16 protein-coding genes are annotated in these 19827 nt (G+C 67.3%); 4 read left to right on the top strand and 12 right to left on the bottom strand.

Annotated features, from left to right (window positions below):
* Position 1: 1 nt before the first annotated feature.
* Positions 2 to 313 (bottom strand): DUF952 domain-containing protein, encoded by a 312-nt coding sequence (locus ATE67_RS06075; protein ID WP_058815771.1) that lies wholly within the window; start codon positions 311 to 313, stop codon positions 2 to 4.
* Positions 310 to 3030 carry a DNA gyrase subunit A gene (gyrA, locus tag ATE67_RS06070; RefSeq protein WP_058815769.1) on the bottom strand — a complete coding sequence of 907 codons (2721 nt, stop codon included), beginning with the start codon at positions 3028 to 3030 and terminating at the stop codon, positions 310 to 312. Before gyrA ends, ATE67_RS06075 begins: the two co-directional genes overlap by 4 nt.
* A gap of 234 nt (positions 3031 to 3264) precedes the next feature.
* Here gyrA and ATE67_RS06065 point away from each other — a divergent pair, with 234 nt between their 5' ends.
* The 3 genes from ATE67_RS06065 to ATE67_RS06055 all read left to right on the top strand — a co-directional run bounded on the left by ATE67_RS06065 (position 3265) and on the right by ATE67_RS06055 (position 6842).
* Positions 3265 to 4479, top strand: coding sequence for a hypothetical protein (locus ATE67_RS06065; RefSeq protein ID WP_058815877.1), 1215 nt, complete (start codon positions 3265 to 3267; stop codon positions 4477 to 4479).
* Positions 4480 to 4578: 99 nt separating this feature from the next.
* Positions 4579 to 5475, top strand: a complete 897-nt coding sequence (locus ATE67_RS06060) for a hypothetical protein (RefSeq protein WP_058815765.1) — start codon at positions 4579 to 4581, stop codon at positions 5473 to 5475.
* A complete protein-coding gene (locus ATE67_RS06055) occupies positions 5472 to 6842 on the top strand; it encodes a sensor histidine kinase (protein ID WP_058815763.1) in 1371 nt (456 codons plus the stop codon). The genes ATE67_RS06060 and ATE67_RS06055 overlap by 4 nt, the downstream gene beginning before the upstream one ends.
* A gap of 59 nt (positions 6843 to 6901) precedes the next feature.
* On the opposite strand, the gene ATE67_RS06050 is transcribed toward ATE67_RS06055, so the two are convergent.
* Positions 6902 to 8185, bottom strand: a complete 1284-nt coding sequence (locus ATE67_RS06050; RefSeq protein WP_058815761.1) for a citrate synthase — start codon at positions 8183 to 8185, stop codon at positions 6902 to 6904.
* A gap of 37 nt (positions 8186 to 8222) precedes the next feature.
* On the bottom strand, positions 8223 to 9689 hold the full coding sequence (gene gltX, locus ATE67_RS06045) for a glutamate--tRNA ligase (RefSeq protein WP_058815876.1): 1467 nt from the start codon (positions 9687 to 9689) through the stop codon (positions 8223 to 8225).
* 60 nt (positions 9690 to 9749) lie between these two features.
* Between gltX and ATE67_RS06040 the strand changes: the two genes are divergently transcribed.
* Complete coding sequence (locus tag ATE67_RS06040) at positions 9750 to 11897, top strand: ComEC/Rec2 family competence protein (RefSeq protein WP_058815757.1); 2148 nt, start codon at positions 9750 to 9752, stop codon at positions 11895 to 11897.
* Here ATE67_RS06040 and lexA read toward each other — a convergent pair.
* The 8 genes from lexA to ATE67_RS06000 all read right to left on the bottom strand — a co-directional run bounded on the left by lexA (position 11851) and on the right by ATE67_RS06000 (position 19827).
* Entirely contained in the window at positions 11851 to 12528 is a 678-nt protein-coding gene (lexA, locus tag ATE67_RS06035; protein ID WP_058815756.1) for a transcriptional repressor LexA, read from the bottom strand. The two genes, ATE67_RS06040 and lexA, sit on opposite strands and share 47 nt — an antisense overlap.
* A gap of 65 nt (positions 12529 to 12593) precedes the next feature.
* The gene (locus ATE67_RS06030) at positions 12594 to 13784 is read right to left on the bottom strand and encodes a molybdopterin molybdotransferase MoeA (RefSeq protein ID WP_058815755.1); all 1191 of its coding nucleotides are present in this window, start codon (positions 13782 to 13784) and stop codon (positions 12594 to 12596) included.
* Complete coding sequence (moaC, locus tag ATE67_RS06025; protein ID WP_058815754.1) at positions 13781 to 14254, bottom strand: cyclic pyranopterin monophosphate synthase MoaC; 474 nt, start codon at positions 14252 to 14254, stop codon at positions 13781 to 13783. The genes ATE67_RS06030 and moaC overlap by 4 nt, the downstream gene beginning before the upstream one ends.
* A gap of 120 nt (positions 14255 to 14374) precedes the next feature.
* Positions 14375 to 15160, bottom strand: a complete 786-nt coding sequence (trpC, locus tag ATE67_RS06020) for an indole-3-glycerol phosphate synthase TrpC (RefSeq protein ID WP_058815753.1) — start codon at positions 15158 to 15160, stop codon at positions 14375 to 14377.
* Positions 15157 to 16155 (bottom strand): anthranilate phosphoribosyltransferase, encoded by a 999-nt coding sequence (gene trpD, locus ATE67_RS06015; protein WP_058815751.1) that lies wholly within the window; start codon positions 16153 to 16155, stop codon positions 15157 to 15159. Before trpD ends, trpC begins: the two co-directional genes overlap by 4 nt.
* Positions 16152 to 16742: an anthranilate synthase component II gene (locus ATE67_RS06010; RefSeq protein WP_058815749.1), complete on the bottom strand. Its 591-nt coding sequence runs from the start codon at positions 16740 to 16742 to the stop codon at positions 16152 to 16154. Before ATE67_RS06010 ends, trpD begins: the two co-directional genes overlap by 4 nt.
* Before the next feature lie 275 nt (positions 16743 to 17017).
* Positions 17018 to 18082 carry an alpha/beta fold hydrolase gene (locus tag ATE67_RS06005; RefSeq protein ID WP_058815747.1) on the bottom strand — a complete coding sequence of 355 codons (1065 nt, stop codon included), beginning with the start codon at positions 18080 to 18082 and terminating at the stop codon, positions 17018 to 17020.
* A gap of 227 nt (positions 18083 to 18309) precedes the next feature.
* A complete protein-coding gene (locus ATE67_RS06000; RefSeq protein WP_058815745.1) occupies positions 18310 to 19827 on the bottom strand; it encodes an anthranilate synthase component I family protein in 1518 nt (505 codons plus the stop codon).

The raw sequence follows: 19827 nt of genomic DNA, 5'->3' as shown, positions 1-19827 counted from the left end.
GTTATTGGTCGCGCCGTTGCAGGCTCACCACCGCGTGGATCGGCAGCTCGGCGTAGATATGCGGGAACAGGTCGCCGCCGCGCGCGGGCTCCCAGCGGATCGCGTCGCCGAGGCAGGCGAGGTCGACCTCGGCGATCATCAGCCCGCTCTGGCCGGCGAAATATTTGGCGATCGTCGCCTCGAGCTGCTCCGCGGTCGACAGGTGGATATAGCCGTCGGCAATATCCACCGGTGCGCCGCGAAACACGCGCTCGCGCTCGAAATCGGCCCATTGCTGCTGGGTCAGCACCTTGAAGGCCGTCGGCGCGGTCATTCGGACGGAGCTTCCGTCGCGGGAGCCTCGGCCGCGGCTTCGGCGCCGTCGGCTTCCTCTTCGTCGCTATCCTCGATCAGCGCCGCCGAGACGACATGCTCGTCATTGGCGACGTCGAACAGGCGCACGCCCGCGCTGCCGCGGCCGATCACGCGCATCGAGTCGAGGCCCATGCGAATGAGCTTCGCCTGATCGGTGACGAGCATCAGCTGATGCGTCTTGGTGGCCGGGAAGCTCGCGACGACCAGGCCGTTGCGGGCGATATTGTCGATATTGGTGATCCCCTGGCCGCCGCGGCCTGTGCGGCGATATTCATAGGCGGACGACAGCTTGCCATAACCGTTGGCGCAGACGGTGAGGATGAACTCCTCACGCGCGGCCAGCTCTTCCATGCGGTCGGCGGGCAGGGTCGGCGCGTTCTCATTATCCTTCCACGGCGCGGCGCGCAGATAGGCGTCGCGCTCCTCGCTGGTCGTGCCGACCTTGTGGAGGATCGAGAGCGAGATCACCTCGTCGCCTTTGGCGAGGCGCATGCCGCGCACGCCGGTCGAATTGCGGCTCTGGAATTCGCGCACGTCGTCGCCGGCGAAGCGGATCGCCTTGCCCTGGCGCGTCGCGAGCAGCACGTCGTCGCTCTCGTCGAGAAGGGCGACGCCGATCAGCCGGTCGTCCTCGTCCTCGCCCTCGAACTTCATCGCGATCTTGCCGTTCGAGGGCACGTTGGTGAAGGCGTCCATGCTGTTGCGACGCACATTGCCCTTCGCGGTTGCGAACATGACGTGCAGCTTGCCCCACTCGCCCTCGTCCTCGGGCAGCGGCAGCACGGTCGAGATGGTTTCGCCCTGCGCCAGCGGGAGAAGGTTGATCATCGGACGGCCGCGCGTCGCGGGGCCGCCCTCGGGCAGGCGCCACACTTTCATGCGGTAGACCTTGCCCGCGGTCGAGAAGAAGAGCACCGGCGTGTGCGTCGAGGTGACGAACAGGTTGGTGACGACGTCTTCGTCCTTGGTCGCCATGCCGGCGCGGCCCTTGCCGCCGCGGCGCTGGGCGCGGAAGGTTTCGAGCGGGGTGCGCTTGATATAGCCGTCGAGGGTGACGGTCACGACCATCTCCTCGCGCTCGATCAGATCCTCGTCGTCGATGCCGTCGGCGGCGGGCGCAAGGAGCGTGCGGCGCGGCTTCGCGAATTCGTCGCGGACCGCGATCAGCTCCTCACGCATCACGGCATAGAGCTTTTCGCGGTCGGCAAGGATTTCAAGCAATCCCTCAATTTCGTTCGCCAGCTCCTTGAGTTCGTTCCCGATATCGTCTCGCCCCAGCGCCGTCAGGCGATGCAGGCGAAGGTCGAGGATCGCCTTCACCTGAATTTCCGACAAGCGATAGCTCGCGCTTTCGTCCATCTCGCCGTCGATTGCTTCGACCAGGCGGATATAGGGCGCGATATCGCCGATCGGCCATTCGCGGGCGAGCAGCGCATCGCGCGCCGCCGCCGGGCTCGACGAGCCGCGGATGATGCGGACCACTTCGTCGAGATTGCTGACCGCGACGACGAGGCCGAGCAAGATGTGCGCGCGGTCGCGCGCCTTTCCGAGCTCGAACTTGCAGCGCCGGGTGATGATTTCCTCGCGGAAGGCGATGAACGCCTCGAGGATCGTCTTCAGCCCCATCATTTCGGGGCGTCCGCCGCGGATCGCGAGCATGTTCGCGGGGAAGCTCGACTGCGCGGGGGTGTGCCGCCACAGCTGGTTGAGGACGACCTCGGCGGTCGCGTCCCGCTTCAGCTCGATGACGACGCGCACGCCTTCGCGGTTCGATTCATCGCGAATGTCGGCGACGCCCTCGATGCGCTTGTCGCGGGCGGCTTCGGCGATCTTCTCGACCAGGCCCGACTTGCCGACCTGGAAAGGAATCGAAGTCAAAACAATCGACTGGCGATCGTTTCGGCCTTCTTCGATCACGTGGGTCGACCGCATCATGATCGATCCGCGGCCCGTGGCATAGGCCAGCCGCGCGCCGCCCTGGCCCAGCATCATCGCGCCGGTCGGAAAGTCGGGGCCCGGAACGATCGCCATCAAATCGTCGAGGGTGATCGCGGGATTGTCGATCGTCGCCAGCGTCGCGTTGATCACTTCGCCGAGGTTGTGCGGCGGGATATTGGTCGCCATGCCGACCGCGATGCCGCCGGCGCCATTGACGAGCAGGTTGGGATAGCGCGCGGGCAGGACGGTGGGCTCGGATTCCGAGCCGTCGTAGTTGGGCTGGAAATCGACCGTATCCTTGTCGAGATCGCCCAGCAACGTGTTCGCGACCTTGGCCAAGCGCGATTCGGTGTAGCGCATCGCCGCCGGCGGATCGGGGTCCATCGAGCCGAAATTGCCCTGACCATCGACGAGCGGGACGCTCATCGACCAATCCTGCGTCATGCGGGCGAGCGCTTCGTAGATCGAACTGTCGCCGTGCGGGTGATATTTACCCATGACGTCGCCGACGATGCGGGCCGACTTGCGATAGGGACGACCGGCGACATAGCCGCTCTCGAACGCCGAATAGAGGATCCGGCGGTGAACGGGCTTCAGGCCGTCGCGCACATCCGGCAGCGCGCGGCTGACGATCACGCTCATCGCGTAATCGAGGTACGAGGTCTTCATTTCGTCGACGATATTGATCGGCGAAACGCCGTCATCCGACGGCGGCAACTGCGAATTTTCTTCGGTCAAAGCCCGGCCTTTTTCTGCTCTTTCGGGAGATGCTTTCGGCCTAGCCGATGGGGCATGGAAAGGCCAGCGATTCGGTCGCTTTTCGGCAGATTTTTTGCGTTCGGCGAAGCACGAAAATTGGCGGCCAAAACACGGCTTTGCGCGGCCTCGCGGAGCACGACAAGCGGCTTGCCAATCGCGCGCCCGACCCTAAAGCTGCGACGCGATGACCAAGAGCCTGCCTGGGGGGCGCCGGTGGCCCTGATCGCGCTGGTCGGCGCGAGCGAAATCTTGCCCGACGGGGGGCTGCGCGCGCTCGTCACCGTGGCGGGCGAGACGCTGATCGAGCGGCAGGCGGCGCGGCTCGCCGACGTCGGCGTGACGCACATCGCGGTCGCGGTGGCGGCGGTTCCAGCCGATCTGCTGGCGACCTGTGACCGCATCCGCCGGCGCGGCCTCAAGGTGACGCCGGTCCGCGCCGCCGGCGACCTTGTCGCGCTGGTTGAGGCCGAAGACCGGATTATCCTGGTCGCCGACGGCCTGCGCGCCGGTGGCACGCATTATGCGGCGATCGCCAAGCCCGGATCGCCCGCGATCCTCGTGACCGGCGACACGATGCTGACGCAAAGCTTCGAGCGGATCGACGCGACGCGGCGCTGGGGCGGGCTGGCCTCGATCTCGCAGCCGATGGTCGTCGAGCTCGCCGCGATGCCCGGCGAGTGGGACATGATGCTGACGCTGCTGCGCCTGGCGGTGCAGTCGGGCGCGCGGCGGCTTTACTGCGAACCCGCGCTGTTCGAGCAGGGTGAGATCGCGATCGTCAGCGATCGCCCGACCGCGGCGCTGATCGAGCAATCGAGCCTGCAGCAGGTCGAATATGGGGGCATGGGGCTTGGCCGATCGGCGATCATGATGCCGATCGTGCGGTTGATCGGACCGTTGCTGGTAAAATCGCCGAAGACCGCGCGCTATTTGCCTTTCATCACGGCCTTTTCATGGATCGCCGTCGCCGCGTTGGCGGCAAGCGGGCTGGCGGCGGCGGGCGCGCTGGTCGCCATTTTTGGCGGGCTTTGCCTGGCCGCGATGCGCTTTCTGTCGGCCTTTCGTGCCGAAAGCGCCGCGCAGGATCGGGTACGCGATCTGATCCGCACCTTCGGCTGGGCTCTGCTCGGCTTCTATCCTTGGCTGGTGTCGCTGGGCGGGCCCGATCATCTGATGCCGGCCTTTGCGGAAGCCGCGCTGGCGCCGTGCCTGGCGGCGGCGATCCTGCTCGCGCGCTGGCTTTATGAAGATGGCGGTGAAAAAAGGCGGTTTCACTGGTTGCTGCCGGATACCGATCAGGCGTGGATATTGCTCGCCCCCGCGCTGATCTTCGACTTTGCGACGTTGATGTTCGCTATCCTGCCCTTGCTTGCGCTGCTGCAGATCCTGTTATGGCTGCGCCTCGCACGCCGCCCGGGCGCGCGCTGACCACAGCGCGCTCAAAAACAGCGCTCAAAAACAGCGCGCTAAAACAGGGCGCTTCAAGGTTTAATGCCTATTAACGACATGCTGCTATCGCGGACGGGCATGGCTGACTCCCTTTCCCCGCCGGGCATCGATGTGCCGTCGCCGATCCTGTCGGCGCGTTTGCACGAGCTCGCCGGCTTTCTGGGAGCACCGACGGCTGGCCGCCTGACCGAGGAGCAGCGCGCGCTGTCGCTCGGCATTGCGCGGCGGCTGGTTGGCGATATCGCCGAGGAACTGGGAAGCGAAACCGATGCTGCGGCGCTGTGGCGCGACTGGCTTGCCAGCGGGATCCCGGGCGCCGACCGCCTCGCGGGAGCGTGCTTCGCCCGCGCCGAGGAGCATCGCTGGCGCGAACAATCCGCGCAGCGCCTCGGCGCCACGGCACCGCTCGCCGACGACGAGGCGGTCGTTGTCACGCCCGAGGTCGCCGCCGGCGCCAGCGATGCGGCCGATCGGGCCTATCTGGCGTTGCAGATCGCCGACCGCCGACGTTTCGACGCCTATGGCCATCCGGCGTTGCCGCTGGCCGACATCGACCGCGAGTTGCTGCGCGCGCTCCTGCTCGACATCGCCGCATGGCGGCTGGTGCGCGAAGACAAGGATGGGACGCTGGCGAGCAATCTGGGCGAGGCGGTGCGTGCGGCCGTGTCGCGCCAAGACGCCGCAACCGGCATCGACCGCGCCGCCACCGACTATCACGCCGCGCTCGCCGCGCCTTCGGCGGTCGCCGAGGCCGCGGCGGCCGCCATCGTCCGGCAAGACTGGCCGGCGCTGATCGCGCTTGCGGCCGCCGCGGCGCAGCGCAGCTATGCCGATACCGCGCTCGCGCTGCTCTCTGCCGAAGCGGCGGCGCTGCCGATCCTGCTCGCGCCGCTGCGGCTCGATCGGGCGGCGATCGCGCCGCTGGAGGCGTCGCTGGCGATGCTGCCCGCGCGCGCTGTCGGAGGCGGCGCGTGAGCGAACGCCTTATCCGGGGGCGGATCGATCGCTCGGGCGGCCTCGTCAGCGCCGACACGCCGTTGCTGCGCCTGCAACAGCGCGCGGGCTCTGGCCTGAACAAGCCGTTGGCGCTGCCGCATCTCGCGCGGCTCGTCGCGCTGGCACAGCGGCTGCAGCGCGACATTTCGCGCCCACTCTATGCCGCCGACGACCATAGCGACGTCCACGCGGTTGTTCGCGTCATTCCTGACGCGGAGGGCGCCAGCATCGAAATCAGCGACTGGCGCACGCGTCCGATCGCCGTGCCACAAGCCCCCGCAGCGACCGATAATGTTGCACCGCAAGGCTGGAGCTGGGAATGCGACCAGCAGCTGCGGATGGTCGCGCTGCGCCGCGGCGCCGAAGCGCCCTTCGTGCCTGAAAATTGGGAAGCGCGGTCGCTGTCCGAGCTGTTCGAGCTGCAGCCCGATGCCGAGGGGCGCTTTCCGGTGCTGCAGGCGCTGGCGCGGCAGTCGCGCTTCACGGGGCAGCGAGTGCGCGCCGAGGGTCCGGGTGACCGGATCTCCATGACGCTGTCGGCCGACGCTTTGTTCGACGCAACGGGGCGCTTCACGGGTTTTCGCGGGATCGCGGCGCTCGACGAGGCGGAGGAGGATGAGCCCGCGGCGTCCATGCCCACCGATCCGGTGTTCGGATCCTTGCCACTGTCCGATCCGCAGTTCGGCCGGCGTATCGACGGCGCGCTGCGCGGGCCGCTGAGCCGGATCATCGCGACCGCCGAGACGATTTCAGGGCAGTTCGACGGGCCGATCCGCGCCGATTATGCGCGCTATGCCGGCGACATCGCCCATGCGGGGCGGCATTTGCTGGGCCTCGTCGACGATCTTGCCGACCTGCAGAATATCGAACGCCCAGGCTTCAAGGCCGCGGCGGACGAGATCGACCTTGGCGACCTGGCGCGCCGCGCCGTGGGACTGCTCGGCATGAAGGCCGAGGAGAAGGGCATTCGCATCGATGCGCCGCGCGTCGACGACAAAATGCCCGCGACGGGCGAATTCCGCCGCGTGCTGCAGGTGCTGCTCAATCTGCTGGGCAACGCGATCCGCTACTCCCCCGACAATTCGCAAATCTGGATCCGCGTCGACCGCGACGGCGATCGCGCGATGGTCACCGTCGCCGACCAGGGGCAGGGGATTTCGAGCGAGCAGCAGGCGGTCGTGTTCGAGAAATTCGAGCGCCTGGGCCGCACCGACAGCGGGGGATCGGGGCTGGGCCTCTATATCGCGCGGCGACTGGCGCGGGCGATGGACGGCGAGTTGACCGTCGAGAGCGCGCCGGGGCAGGGTGCGCGCTTCACACTGAGCCTGCCGGCGCGGGATGTCTGAATCGAAACGGCGGCGCGATTTTTCCCGCACCGCCGTTCGAAACTGTCTGAAACAGGCGCTTAGCGCTTGTCGACGGGCACAAATTCGCGGTGCGCCGGGCCGGTGTAGAGCTGGCGCGGGCGGCCGATCTTCTGCGCGGGGTCGGAGATCATCTCGTTCCACTGCGCGACCCAGCCCACGGTGCGCGCGAGCGCGAAGAGCGCGGTGAACATCGTGGTCGGGAAGCCGATCGCCGACAGGATCACGCCCGAATAGAAATCGACGTTCGGGAACAGCTTCTTCTCGATGAAATAGGGGTCGCTGAGCGCCATTTCCTCGAGCTGCAGCGCGACTTCGAAGACGGGGTCGTTGACCTTGAGCGCCGCGAACACTTCGCGCACCGTCTTTTGCATGACGGTCGCGCGCGGGTCGTAGTTCTTATAGACGCGATGGCCGAAGCCCATCAGGCGGAACGGATCGTCCTTGTCCTTCGCGCGCGCGATATATTCGGGGATGCGCTCGGGACGGCCGATCTCGCGCAGCATGTTGAGCGCGGCTTCGTTCGCGCCGCCATGCGCGGGCCCCCAGAGGCAGGCGATGCCCGCGGCGATGCACGCGAAGGGGTTGGCGCCCGACGAACCCGCGAGGCGGACGGTCGACGTCGAGGCGTTCTGCTCGTGATCGGCATGGAGAATGAAGATGCGGTCGAGCGCGCGCTCGACGACCGGGTTCACCTCATACGGCTCGGCGGGGACGCCGAAGGTCATGCGCAGGAAATTGCCGGTGTAGCTCAGCGAATTGTTGGGATAGACGAAGGGCTGACCGATCGAATATTTATACGCCATCGCGGCGATCGTCGGCATCTTGGCGATCAGGCGGTGGCTGGCGATCATGCGCTGGCGCGGATCGTGGATCTCGGTCGAGTCGTGGTAAAAGGCGCTGAGGGCGCCGACGACGCCGCACATCACGGCCATCGGGTGCGCGTCGCGGCGGAAACCGCGATAGAAGGTCGCCAGCTGCTCGTGCAGCATCGTGTGGCGGGTGATCGTGGTGTCGAATTCCTCGAGTTCCGCCGCGTTCGGCAGCTCGCCGTTCAGCAGCAGGTAGCAGGTCTCCATGAAGCTCGAATGCTCGGCAAGGTCGCCGATCGCATAGCCGCGGTGGAGCAACACGCCCTCGTCGCCGTCGATGTAGGTGATCTGCGATTCGCAGCTGGCGGTCGAGGTAAAGCCCGGATCATAGGTGAAGGCCCCGGTCTGGGCGTAGAATTTGCGGATGTCGACGACGTCGGGGCCCACGGTGCCCTTGAGCACGGGATTTTCGACGGTCGTGTCGCCCAGGGTGATTTTCGCGGTGTCGGTCATATTATTTTCCCTGTTCTGACGGCAGGAGTGCGAATGGTTACGCCCCTGCCGGATAATGTTGCGCTGCGTCAAGTCGTGCGAGACTCACGTCACGTCCGAGCAACAACAGCACGTCGAAAATCCCCGGGGAAACGGTCCGGCCGGTTAGCGCCGCGCGTAAGGGCTGTGCCAATTTACCGAGGCCCAGTTCGGCGGCTTCGGCTTCGGCACGTACGGCGGCGTCCAGCTCTTCTGTCGTCCAATCGTTCAGGCCCCGCAGCCGCTCTGTCACAGCGGCTAGCAGGCCCTCGGGCGAGGCCTTTAGCACCTCGGCCGCCTTTTCGTCCACTGGCAACGGGTCGGGCTGGAAGAGGAAAGTTGCGCCGTCGGCGATCTCGTCGAGCGTCTTGGCGCGCGGCTTCAGCGATTCCATCGCGCGGGTGAGCAGCGCCCGGTCCGCATCGCCGAGCGGGCGGCCGACGAGCGTTTCGACGCGCGGCGCAACAAGGCCGGCGAGGCGGGCATCGTCGGCCTCGCGGATATAATGGCCGTTGAGATTTTCGAGCTTTTTGAAGTCGAAGCGCGAAGGCGAGCGGCCGACATGGTCGAGGTCGAACCATTCGACGGCCTGTTCGCGGCTGATGATCTCGTCGTCGCCGTGCCCCCAGCCGAGGCGGAGGAGGTAATTGTTCACCGCTTCGGGCAGATAGCCCATCTCGTCGCGATAGGCATCGACACCGAGGGCGCCGTGACGCTTCGACAGCTTGGCGCCGTCGGCGCCGTGGATCAGCGGCACGTGAGCATAGACGGGCTCGGGCCAGCTCATCGCGCGGATGAGCGCGAGTTGGCGGAAGGCATTGTTGAGATGGTCGTCGCCGCGGATGACGTGGGTGATGCCCATGTCATTGTCGTCGACAACGACGCTGAGCATATAGGTCGGCGTCCCGTCGCTGCGCAGCAGGACGAAATCGTCGAGCTCGGCGTTCTGGACGGTCACGTCGCCCTGCACCTTGTCGCGGATCGTCACCTCGCCCTCCTGCGGCGCCTTCAGGCGAAGGACGTGCGGGGCCGCGGGATCGCCATCGTCGCGGTCGCGCCAAGGGCTGCGGACGCGGAAGGGAACGCGCTTTTCCTGCGCCTCGGCGCGCATCGCCGCGAGCTCGTCCTGCGTCAGATAGCAGCGATAGGCGTCGCCCTTGGCGAGCAGTTCATGCGCAACCTCGGCATGGCGCGGCGCGCGCGCGAACTGAAACACGGTCTCGCCATCCCAGTCGAGACCCAGCCATTGCATCCCGTCGAGAATCGCGTCGATCGCGGCGTCGGTCGAGCGCGCGCGGTCGGTGTCTTCGATGCGGAGCAGGAATTTGCCGCCGTGATGGCGCGCAAACAGCCAGTTGAACAGCGCGGTGCGCGCGCCGCCGATATGCAGATAGCCGGTCGGCGAGGGCGCGAAGCGCGTTACGACGGCGGCGCCCGTCGCCTCGCCGGTCGCTTCTGCCAGATTGGTCGGATTTTCGGTTGCCACCTTGGCCTCTTTCATCAATTTTGCCGCCCTTGAGGGTCGGAGGTCGGGGCAGCCCCTAGCATGGCGACAAGAGCGCTTCAAACGCCCATTGGCGCGCGGATCGCAGCGGCGTCGCGGCGTGCCTTTTCGGGCGTGGAGGCGCGGCTGGATGCCGAGCGCGAGCGGATCGGGCTATGGTTGCCGGTGGCGCTGGGCGCTGGAATCGCTGCTTGGTTCGCGCTGCCAGCCGCGGCCCATTGGACCGGAATGTTGTTCCTGCTGGCCGGCGGCGCGCTCGGCGGGCTGCTGTTGGGGTGGCAAAGCCGGATCGGGCGGATGACCGCGATCGGGTGCGGCACGACGGCGTGCGGCATACTGCTGATCTGGGCGCGGGCCGCGTGGGTCGCGGCGCCGGTGCTCGCGCAGCCGGTCGTTACGGCGTTTTCGGCCGAAGTCGAAGCCGCCGAACCCTTGCCGGCGAAGGGCGAGACACGGCTGATCCTGCGGCCGCAGGGGCGCGATGACCTGCCGCCGCGGATCAGGGTAACGCTGCGCGGCGATCAGGGTAGCGCGATCGTTCCGGGCGAGCGGATCGGTCTGCGGGCGCGGCTGATGCCCCCGCCGGCCGCAAGTCTGCCGGGAAGCTATGATTTCGCGCAGCGCGCCTGGTTCGACCGGATCGGCGCGGTCGGAACGGTGTTGGGGGAGGTTTCGCGGACGCCGGGCGCCGGGCGGAGAGGCCAGCCGCTGCGGGCGCGACTGAGCGCGCATATCCATAACCAGATCGACGGATCGCCCGGCGGCATCGCTGCGGCGCTCGTCACCGGCGACCGCGGAGCGATTTCAGCGGAAGACGAAGAGGCGATGCGGCGAAGCGGACTGGCGCATCTGCTGTCGATCAGCGGGCTGCATGTGACGGCGGTGATCGGCTTTGCGATGTTTCTGGCGATGCGCTTGTTCGCCTTGGATCGCCGCGTCGCGTTGGCGGGTTATGTGCTGCCGGTCGCTGCCGCCGTCGGCGCGTTGGCGGGGGCGGGCTATACCTGGCTTGCGGGGGCGGAGGTGCCGACGTTGCGGTCGCTGATTGCAGCCCTGCTGGTGCTGGTGGCATTTCTGATGGGGCGCGAGGCGCTGACGCTGCGGCTTGTCGCGGCGGGGGCGTTGATCGTCCTCCTCTGGCGGCCCGAATCGCTTGTCGGGCCGAGCTTTCAACTGAGCTTTGCCGCGGTAACGGCGATCGTCTCGCTTCACGAGAGCCGGGCGATGCAAGGTTTCATGGCCCGGCGCGAGGAGCCCTTGCCGCTCAGGCTCGGGCGGGGACTTATGGGTTTGCTCATCACGGGGATCGTGGTCGAGGTCGCGCTGGCGCCGATCGCGCTGTTCCATTTCCACAAGGCCGGGCTCTACGGCGCGCTCGCGAACGTGGTCGCCATTCCGCTTACGACCTTCGTTATCATGCCCGCCGAGGCGCTGGCCTTGTTGGTCGATAGCGTCGGGCTTGGCGCGCCTTTCTGGTGGGTGACCGAGAAGGCGCTCGCGCTCCTCATCGGTCTTGCCCATCTGGTCGCCGATGCGCCGGGCGCGGTCGCGACACTGCCGCGCTTTCCTTCGGGCGGCTTTGCGCTCGCGGCGGCGGGCGGGTTGTGGATCTTGATCTGGCGGACGCGCTGGCGCTGGTGGGGAGCGGTTCCGTTGGCTGTCGGTATGGCGACCTTGCTTGCGCAACCGCGACCCGACCTGCTGGTGACCGGTGACGGGCGTAATATCGCAGCTGCGGCGCCCGACGGCAGCTATGCGCTGCTACGCGACCGCGCGGGCGATTTCGTGCGCGATACGATGAGCGAGGCGGGGGGGATCGACGCGCCGCTTGGCGCGCTCGCCGATCTCGATCATGTCGAATGCAACCGGGATTTCTGCCGCTGGCGGCAGGATGGGCGCGTTATCCTCGCCTCGCGGGGCATCGACAAGATCGAAGGGGTCGACATGGCCGCGGCGTGCGCCGCCGCCGATGTGGTGATCAGCGATCGCTGGCTGCCGCGCGAATGCGTCGGGCGCTGGCTGACGATCGACCGCGACAGCTTGGCGGAGAGCGGCGGACTGGCGATCTATCTGGGCGAAAAGCCGAAGGCCGTCGCCACGCTGAATGCCGGCGACGGCCATCCGTGGCGCAATGCGCCGGGGGTCAGTGGTAACGACGAAGCAGTCCCGACAGCCGCCCTTGCACCATGACGCGCTCGGCTTCGTAGCGCTGGGGTTCATAGGCGCTGTTCGCGGGGTCGAGCCGGATCATCTTGCCCTCGCGGCGGAAATATTTGAGCGTCGCATCCTGCCCATCGACGAGCGCGACGACGATGTCGCCCTCGCGCGCGGTGCTGGCCTTCTGGATCAGCGCATAGTCGCCGTCGAAAATGCCCGCCTCGACCATCGAATCGCCTGAGACTTCGAGCGCATAATGTTCGCCGGCGCCGAGCAGCGCGGCGGGAACCGCGAGCTGGTTGTGATCCTCGAACGCCTCGATCGGAACGCCCGCGGCGATCTTGCCGTGCAGCGGCACCTCAATGACGTCGTTCGCGGCGATCGGCTTGAGCGCAGGGGCGGGTTTGCGGAGCGGAACGACATTATCGTTGCGCACGGGCGTCCTGGCGGCTTCGGGAGCCTTCAGCACCTCGAGCGCGCGGGCGCGATTGGGGAGGCGGCGGAGAAAACCCCTTTCTTCCAAGGCGCTTATCAGGCGGTGTATGCCCGATTTCGACTTGAGGCCGAGCGCTTCCTTCATCTCCTCGAACGAGGGTGAGATGCCGCTCGCGTCGAGGCGCTGCTGGATGAAGTGGAGCAGTTCATGCTGCTTCGCGGTCAACATCGGTCGTTCTCCATGATGTCAGTTCCGGACATAGGGAGAACGATAGTGGAACAAATAGGAACTTGTCAAGCGATCGCGATATAGTCCGCCGGCATTCCGGCCGCACGGGGCGGCGCGCCGATTTCGCGGATGACGAGGGCGTTGGCCTGGGCGAGGGGGAAGGTGCGGCCACTGTCCTGACCCTCGAATAGGGTGAGCGCGCCGCGCTCGAGTCGGGCGCGAAGATAATCGCGGCGTTTGGCGCCCTGGCCAAGAGCCGTCGCGAGCGGCGCTTGGTGGATTGCGGGGAGGGGATTCGCGGCACCGGCGAGGTGGCGGACAAGCGGGATCAGGAAGAGCGTCGCGGTGACGAAGGCCGACGAGGGATTGCCGGGCAGCCCGAGCAGCAGCGCGTCGCCGATCCTGCCGGCGATGAGCGGCTTGCCCGGGCGCATCGCGATCTTCCAGAAATCGAGTTGGCCGCCCGCGTCCTCGAGCGCACCGCGGACATGGTCGTGATCGCCGACCGAGGCTCCGCCGACGGTCACGATGACGTCGTGACGTCGCGCCAAGTCCTTGAGTACGCGCGACAAGATCGTCCTGTCGTCGCGGATGTGGAGCGGCAGCGTGACGACGGTGGGTTCGATCGCGAGCATGGCGGCGAGCATCGTGCCGTTGCTGTCGGGGATTTGGCCGGGGGCGAGGGTGTGGCCGGGCTGGACGAGCTCGTCGCCGGTGGTGAGGATCGCGACGCGGGGGCGTTTGCCGACGGTGAGCTGCTCGGCGCCGCTCATGATCGCGGCGGCGATGGCGCCGGGCGTGAGGCGGGTTCCGGCGGGGACGAGCGTCGTTCCGGTCGCGAAGTCGCTGCCGCGGGTGCGGATATGCTGGCCCGGCAGGATTGGGTCGGCGGTCGACAGATGTAAGGTCGTGCCCTCGGGCGTCACATCCTCCTGAATGATGACCGTGTCGGCGCCATCGGGCAGCCAGGCGCCGGTGAAGATGCGCATCGCTTCGCCCTTGGCGACGGGGGCGGAGGGCACCCCTCCCGCGGCGCTTTCGCCGGTAATCGTCCACGGGCCGGGAAGATCGGCGACGCGGACGGCATAGCCGTCCATCGCCGACAGCGGCGCCGCGGGCTGGTCGCGGCGGGCAACCACATCTTCGGAAGTATAGCGCCCAAGCGATTGCGAAAAGGCAATATTCTCCGATTCGAGCGGCGTCCGGAGCGCGAGCAAGCGCGCCTGCGCTTCCTCGACCGGCAGCAGCGCGCTCATCCTGCGCGCCAGTCGCCTGAGCGGCCGCCGCTCTTTTCGAGGAGGCGAATGTCGCCGAGAACCATCGCGCGGTCGAGCGCCTTCGCCATGTCGTAAAGAGTAAGGAGAGCCACCGAGGCGGCGGTGAGCGCCTCCATCTCGACCCCGGTGGGGCCGGTTGTGGCGGCGATCGCGCGCACGGCGATGCCTGTGCTTTCCCATTCGAACTCGACCGACACCCTGGTGAGCGCGAGCGGATGGCAGAGCGGGATGAGATCGGCGGTGCGCTTGGCGGCCATGATCCCGGCGATACGCGCGGTCGACAGGACGTCGCCCTTGGGCGCGTTGCCACTGCGGACCGCTTCGAGCGCGCCCGCCGACATGGTGATGCGACCGGCCGCGACCGCGCGGCGTTCGGTGGCGGGCTTGGCGCCCACATCGACCATATGCGCGGCGCCGGTTTCGTCGAGATGAGTCGGTTTGGGTGTCATCGCTCGCGAGCGAAGCAAGGCGCGCGTGGAAAGGCAAGGGGAATGGCAGTTAGTGCGCGATTGTGATGAAGGGGCGCTAACGAACCGCCATGCATGATGATCCCCACCCCAAAGCATCGGTCAGCCTTCCAGCAGCGCTTTCGTTGCCGCCGCGACGTCATCCTGGCGCATCAGGCTTTCGCCGACGAGGAACGCTTTCACGCCGCTTTTCGCGAGCCGCTGGCAGTCGGCATGGCTTGCGATGCCGCTTTCGCCGACGAGCAGCGTGCCCGGCGGGACGCGCTTGGCGAGGCGTTCGGTGACGGCGAGATCGGTCTCGAAGGTCCGGAGGTCGCGGTTGTTGACGCCGATCAGGCGTGATTTGAGCTGCGTCAGCGCGCGGTCGAGTTCGGCTTCGTCGTGGACCTCGACGAGGACATCCATCCCGCGTTCGAGGGTCGCGGCCTCGATTTCGCGCATCGCACCGTCGTCGAGCGCGGCGACAATGATCAGGATCGCGTCGGCGCCGATCGAGCGCGCTTCGGCGACCTGCCAGGGATCGATCATGAAATCCTTGCGCAGAACGGGCAGGCCGCATGCGGTGCGTGCCGCGATGAGGAACTCCTCATGGCCCTGGAAATAGGGCGCATCGGTGAGAACCGAGAGGCACGCTGCGCCGCCGGCAGCATAGGCGCGGGCGTGGTCGGCGGGATTGAAATCCTCCCGGATCAGTCCTTTGGATGGCGAAGCTTTCTTGATCTCCGCGATCAGGCCATAGCCGCCGGCTTCGATCTTCGCCTGCAAGGCCGCCTGAAAGCCGCGCGGGGCGCCGGCGTCGATCCGGTCGAGGTCGGCGACCGAATAGGCCTGTCGCCGCGTCGCGACCTCTTCGGCCTTGGTGGCGAGAATTTCGGTGAGCTTGTTCATTTATAGGCGATCCAGCAATTGAGGAGCGCGTTGGCAAGCCCCTTGTCGATTGCCTCGGCGGCTTCCTCGACCCCGTCGACGAGGGTTTCGGCGGCCCCCGCGACGACAAGCGCTTCGGCGGCATTGTAGAGGACGGCATCGCGATAGGCGCTCTTCTCGCCGAGCAGAAGGCCGCGAAGCGCCTTGGCATTGTGCTGCGCATCGCCGCCGCGGATCGCCACGATGGGGTGCGTCGGCAGCCCGGCGTCGGCGGCAGTGCTGCGCTGCATCCGGACGCCTTCGGGCGTGACCACCGCGACCTCGTTGCCGCCGGCGAGCGAGAGTTCGTCGAGGCCTTCGTCGCCCGAAATGACGCGCGAGTGCTCGGTTCCGAGCCGGTGCAGCGCCTCGGCGTAAACGGGGACATAGGCAGGGCGCGCGATGCCGACGAGCTGACGCGCGACGCGCGCGGGGTTGGCGAGCGGGCCCATCAGGTTGAAGATGGTGCGGCGGCCGATCGCCTTGCGGATCGGCATGATGCGCTTCATCGCCGGGTGGTGATAGGCGGCGAAGAGGAAGCAGATGCCGAGGTCGGCGAGCTGCGCCTCGGCCATCTGCGCGGCGCGTTCCATGTCGAGGCCAAGCGCTTCGAGCGTGTCGGCGGCGCCCGATTTGGAAGAAGCGGCGCGATTTCCATGCTTTGCGACCGGCACCTCGCACGCCGCGACGACGATCGCGACCGCGGTCGAGACGTTGAGCGTGTGGTGGCCGTCGCCGCCGGTGCCGCAGACGTCGATGGCTCCGGTGGGGGCCTCGATCGGGATCATCCGCTCGCGCATCGCCTGCGCCGCGGCGGCGATTTCGACCATCGTCTCGCCGCGCTCGGCGAGCGAGACCAGGAAGCTGGTGATGGCGTCGTCGCTGGCGGTGCCGTCGAGGATGGCGGAAAAGGCGGCCGCGGCCTCGTCATGATCCAGCAGCGCGGCGGGATCGGGAAGCGGGCCGAAGCGGCTCATGCCGCCTGTCGCGCCGCGACGGGCAATCCTGCAAGCGTCAGGAAGTTGGCGAGCATCGCATGGCCGTGCTCGGTCGCGATGCTTTCGGGGTGGAATTGCACGCCGTGGATCGGCAGTACGGCATGGCGAAAGCCCATCACCGCGCCGTCGTCGCTGGTCGCGTTGATGAGCAGGTCCGCGGGAATATCGACGACCTCAAGGCTGTGATAGCGCGTCGCGGTGAGCGGCGAGGGCAGGTCGGTGAAGAGGCCGGTGCCGTCGTGGCAGACGGGCGAGGTCTTGCCGTGCATCAGGTGGCCGCGCTGGACGGTGCCGCCGAAATGCTGGCCGATCGCCTGATGGCCGAGGCAGACGCCGAGCAGCGGCTTGTTCGCGGCGGCGCAGGCGGCGACGAGATCGAGGCTGACGCCCGCCTCGTTCGGGGTGCAGGGGCCGGGCGAGATGAGGAAAGCCGATGCGCCCGTCGCGAGTGCCTGCGACGCGGTCAGCGCGTCGTTGCGCTCGACGCGCACGTCGGCGCCCAGCTCGATCAGATAGTGAACGAGGTTGAAGGTGAAGCTGTCATAATTGTCGATGACGAGGATCATGGGGTGGCCCTAATGGGTCAACGACCATGAGTGAAGCAATATGTCCTTTGCGGCATGCGAGAAGTGGTTGGGATGCTGATCCTCCCTGTCGCATAGCGATGGGGAGGTGGCAGCCCGCAGGGCTGACGGAGGGGCCATGGCGCGAGGTCGCGCCCCTCCACCACTCGCTTCGCGAGAGTGCTGGGTCGTCCAGTCCCCCGGACTGGACTTGGATTGCCGGGGGCAATCCAACCCTGCACTCCCCCTCCCCATGGCTTCGCCACAGGGCGGATCGACTACTCCGCCATCAGTTTCGCGAGGTCGTCCTTCCAGAATTTGGCCCAGGTGTGCGTGCCGTGGCCCTTGGTCTCCGCGCTCGCGGGGATCAGGATGTAGCGCGCGCGGGGCATGCGCTTTACGCCGTCCTGGGGGTAGGAATAGCCTGGCGGGTTGATGAAATCGTCGCCCGAGTTGATCCACAGGACGGGAACGGTGATCTTTTCGAGGTTGGGCCACGGGTTGTAATTGCGCGACGAATCAAGCTGGTAGATGGTGTCGTTGGCATCGTTGCGGCCAAAGGTGCGCGCGAAGGCCTCGTCCTTGTATTTCTCGGCCGCGACGCGCGTCGGATATTGCGCCTGCAGCGCATAGGGATTCGCGCCGGCGATCATCGTGAGCGAGGCGGCGGTGCGCAGGCCCGAGAGTGGCGGCTCGGTGTAATTGCCGTCCTTCCACAAGGGATCGGCCTTGATCGCGTCGATCGACAGCGTGCGCCACATGCGATTCTCGCCCGCGATCTCGACCGGCTGGCACGCGAAGGGCGCGAGCTTTTCGGCGAAGCCGGGACGCGTGGTGCCCCAGACGAAGGCGTGCATGCAGCCCATCGAGGTGCCGAGGATGAGCTTCAGCTTCGTCACGCCGAGCTTTTCGGTGAGCATCCGGTATTGCGCGGCGACCATGTCGTCATAGTCATATTTCGGGAACTGCATTCGCAAGCCGTCGCTCGGCTTTGACGAGGCGCCGTGGCCGAGGTTGTCGGGCAGGATGACATAATATTTGCCGGTGTCGAGCAGCTGGCCGGGGCCGAAAAGCTCGTTCGCGAATTGCGGCTGGAAGAACTGCTTTCCGGTGCCGCCGGTGCCGTGGAGGATCATCACCGCGTTGGTGATGACGCCCTTCTTGTCGCGCTGCGGCGTGCCCAGCGTCGTATAGTGCATCCGGATTTCGGGCAGTTTTTCGCCGGTGTGGAAGGTGAAATCCTTGAGGATGGCGTCGCCCTCGACGGCGCCTTCGACCGTCTGGGCGTGAGCTGGGGCGGCGCTGGCGAGCAGCAGGGCGAGGGGGGCGAGGAGTTTGCGCATGGCGCGAGGCTAGCGGGTTTGTCGGCGCACCGTAAGCCTTGTCTGCGCCGCCGGATCGGCGGATGGCGGGTTGCGACCGGACGTTGCCGTCGCCCCCGCGAAGGCGGGGGCCGCTGGAGCCGTTGCGCAAGGCCGACTGCGGCCCCCGCCTTCGCGGGGGCGACGGACTATTTTAAAGTCCGCTCACCACCCCAAAGCGGTGATAGGCAGTCCGGCGAATCTTCGTCCTACTGCCCGTAGCCCGGCGTCCCCGCGAGCCGCACCGCCTCGCGCGCGGCGGCGAACAGGGCGCCGGCCTTCGCTTCGCACTCGCGCTGTTCGTAGGCGGGATCGCTGTCGGCGACGATGCCGGCGCCGGCCTGGACGTGCATCTCGCCGTCCTTCACGATCGCGGTGCGCAGCACGATGCAGCTGTCCATATTGCCGTCGGGGGCGAAATAGCCGACGCCGCCGGCGTAGGGCCCGCGCGCATCGGCTTCGAGCTCGGCGATGATCTGGCACGCGCGCACCTTGGGCGCGCCGCTGACCGTACCCGCGGGGAAGCCTGCGAACAGCGCGTCGATCGCGTCCTTGTCGGGCGCGATGCGGCCGATGACGTTCGAGACGATGTGCATGACGTGGCTGTAGAATTCGACCGTATAACTGTCGGTCACCGCGACGCTGCCGCCGATGGCGGCGCGGCCGACGTCGTTGCGGCCAAGGTCGAGCAGCATCAGATGTTCGGCGCGTTCCTTGGGATCGGCGAGCAGGCTTTCGCGGTTCTCGACATCCTCGGCGCTCGTGCGGCCGCGCGGACGGGTGCCCGCGATGGGCCGGATCGTGATCTCGCCGTCGCGGACGCGCACGAGGATTTCGGGCGAGGAGCCGATGATCGCGAAGCCGGGCAGGTCGAGGAAATAGAGGAAGGGCGAGGGATTGATGCGGCGGAGCGCGCGGTAGAGGTCGAAGGGCGGCAGGTCGAACGGGGTCGAGAAGCGCTGCGACAGTACGACCTGAAAGATATCGCCCGCGGCGATATATTCCTTTGCCGCGGCGACCATCCCGGCGAATTTGGCCGGGCTCGTCGCCGGGTTGGCGGCGATGTCGGTAGGGAGCGTTTCGGTCGTCGCCCGCTCGCCGTGGGCGCTGGTGCTCGACAGGCGGGCAGCGACGGTATCGAGCCGGTCCTGGGCGGCGTCGATCATGCGATCGATCGCGCCGTCGGGATCGGGCCAGATCGGCGCGATCAGGAACAGCTCGTCGGCGAGGCGGTCGAAGACGAGGATCACCGTCGGGCGCACGAACACCATGTCGGGCAGGCCGAGGCCCTTGCCCGGCGCGCGCGGGATGCGCTCGACGAGGCCGATGGTTTCATAGGCGAAGAAGCCGACGAGCGTGGCGAGCGCCTTGGGCAGGCCCTCGGGCACGTCGAAGCGGCATTCGGCGACAAGGTCGCGCAGCGCCTGCAGTGCGCCGGCTTCGAGCGGCTCGAAAGCCTGCCGGTCGGCGCGCCAGTCGCGGTTGATGCGCGCGGCGTCGCCGGTGACTTCGAAGAGCAGGTCGGGGTCGAGCCCGATCAGGCTGTAGCGCCCGCGCGTCTCGCCGCTTTCGACCGATTCGAGGACCCAGTCGCCGCGGCCCGGCTCGATGAGCTTGAGCGCCGCCGAAACGGGGGTTTCGATGTCGGCGATCAGTCGCTGCCAGACGACCGCGCCGCGGCCCCCGGCGAGCGCTTCGAGCGCGGCGGCTCTACCCTCCAGGCCCAC

The organism is Sphingopyxis sp. H050, assembly GCF_001468265.1.
Taxonomy (GTDB): domain Bacteria; phylum Pseudomonadota; class Alphaproteobacteria; order Sphingomonadales; family Sphingomonadaceae; genus Sphingopyxis.
The sequence above is the reverse complement of the archived record's forward strand: the minus strand, read 5'-3'. Positions and strand labels throughout refer to the sequence as shown.

Coding starts and splice junctions, on each gene's coding strand:
- ATE67_RS06075 (WP_058815771.1), bottom strand. CDS start 313: ATGACCGCGCCGACGGCCTTCAAGGTGCTGACCCAGCAGCAATGGGCC.
- ATE67_RS06060 (WP_058815765.1), top strand. CDS start 4,579: ATGGCTGACTCCCTTTCCCCGCCGGGCATCGATGTGCCGTCGCCGATC.
- ATE67_RS06050 (WP_058815761.1), bottom strand. CDS start 8,185: ATGACCGACACCGCGAAAATCACCCTGGGCGACACGACCGTCGAAAAT.
- ATE67_RS06040 (WP_058815757.1), top strand. CDS start 9,750: ATGGCGACAAGAGCGCTTCAAACGCCCATTGGCGCGCGGATCGCAGCG.
- lexA (WP_058815756.1), bottom strand. CDS start 12,528: ATGTTGACCGCGAAGCAGCATGAACTGCTCCACTTCATCCAGCAGCGC.
- ATE67_RS06030 (WP_058815755.1), bottom strand. CDS start 13,784: ATGAGCGCGCTGCTGCCGGTCGAGGAAGCGCAGGCGCGCTTGCTCGCG.
- moaC (WP_058815754.1), bottom strand. CDS start 14,254: ATGACACCCAAACCGACTCATCTCGACGAAACCGGCGCCGCGCATATG.
- trpC (WP_058815753.1), bottom strand. CDS start 15,160: ATGAACAAGCTCACCGAAATTCTCGCCACCAAGGCCGAAGAGGTCGCG.
- trpD (WP_058815751.1), bottom strand. CDS start 16,155: ATGAGCCGCTTCGGCCCGCTTCCCGATCCCGCCGCGCTGCTGGATCAT.
- ATE67_RS06010 (WP_058815749.1), bottom strand. CDS start 16,742: ATGATCCTCGTCATCGACAATTATGACAGCTTCACCTTCAACCTCGTT.
- ATE67_RS06005 (WP_058815747.1), bottom strand. CDS start 18,082: ATGCGCAAACTCCTCGCCCCCCTCGCCCTGCTGCTCGCCAGCGCCGCC.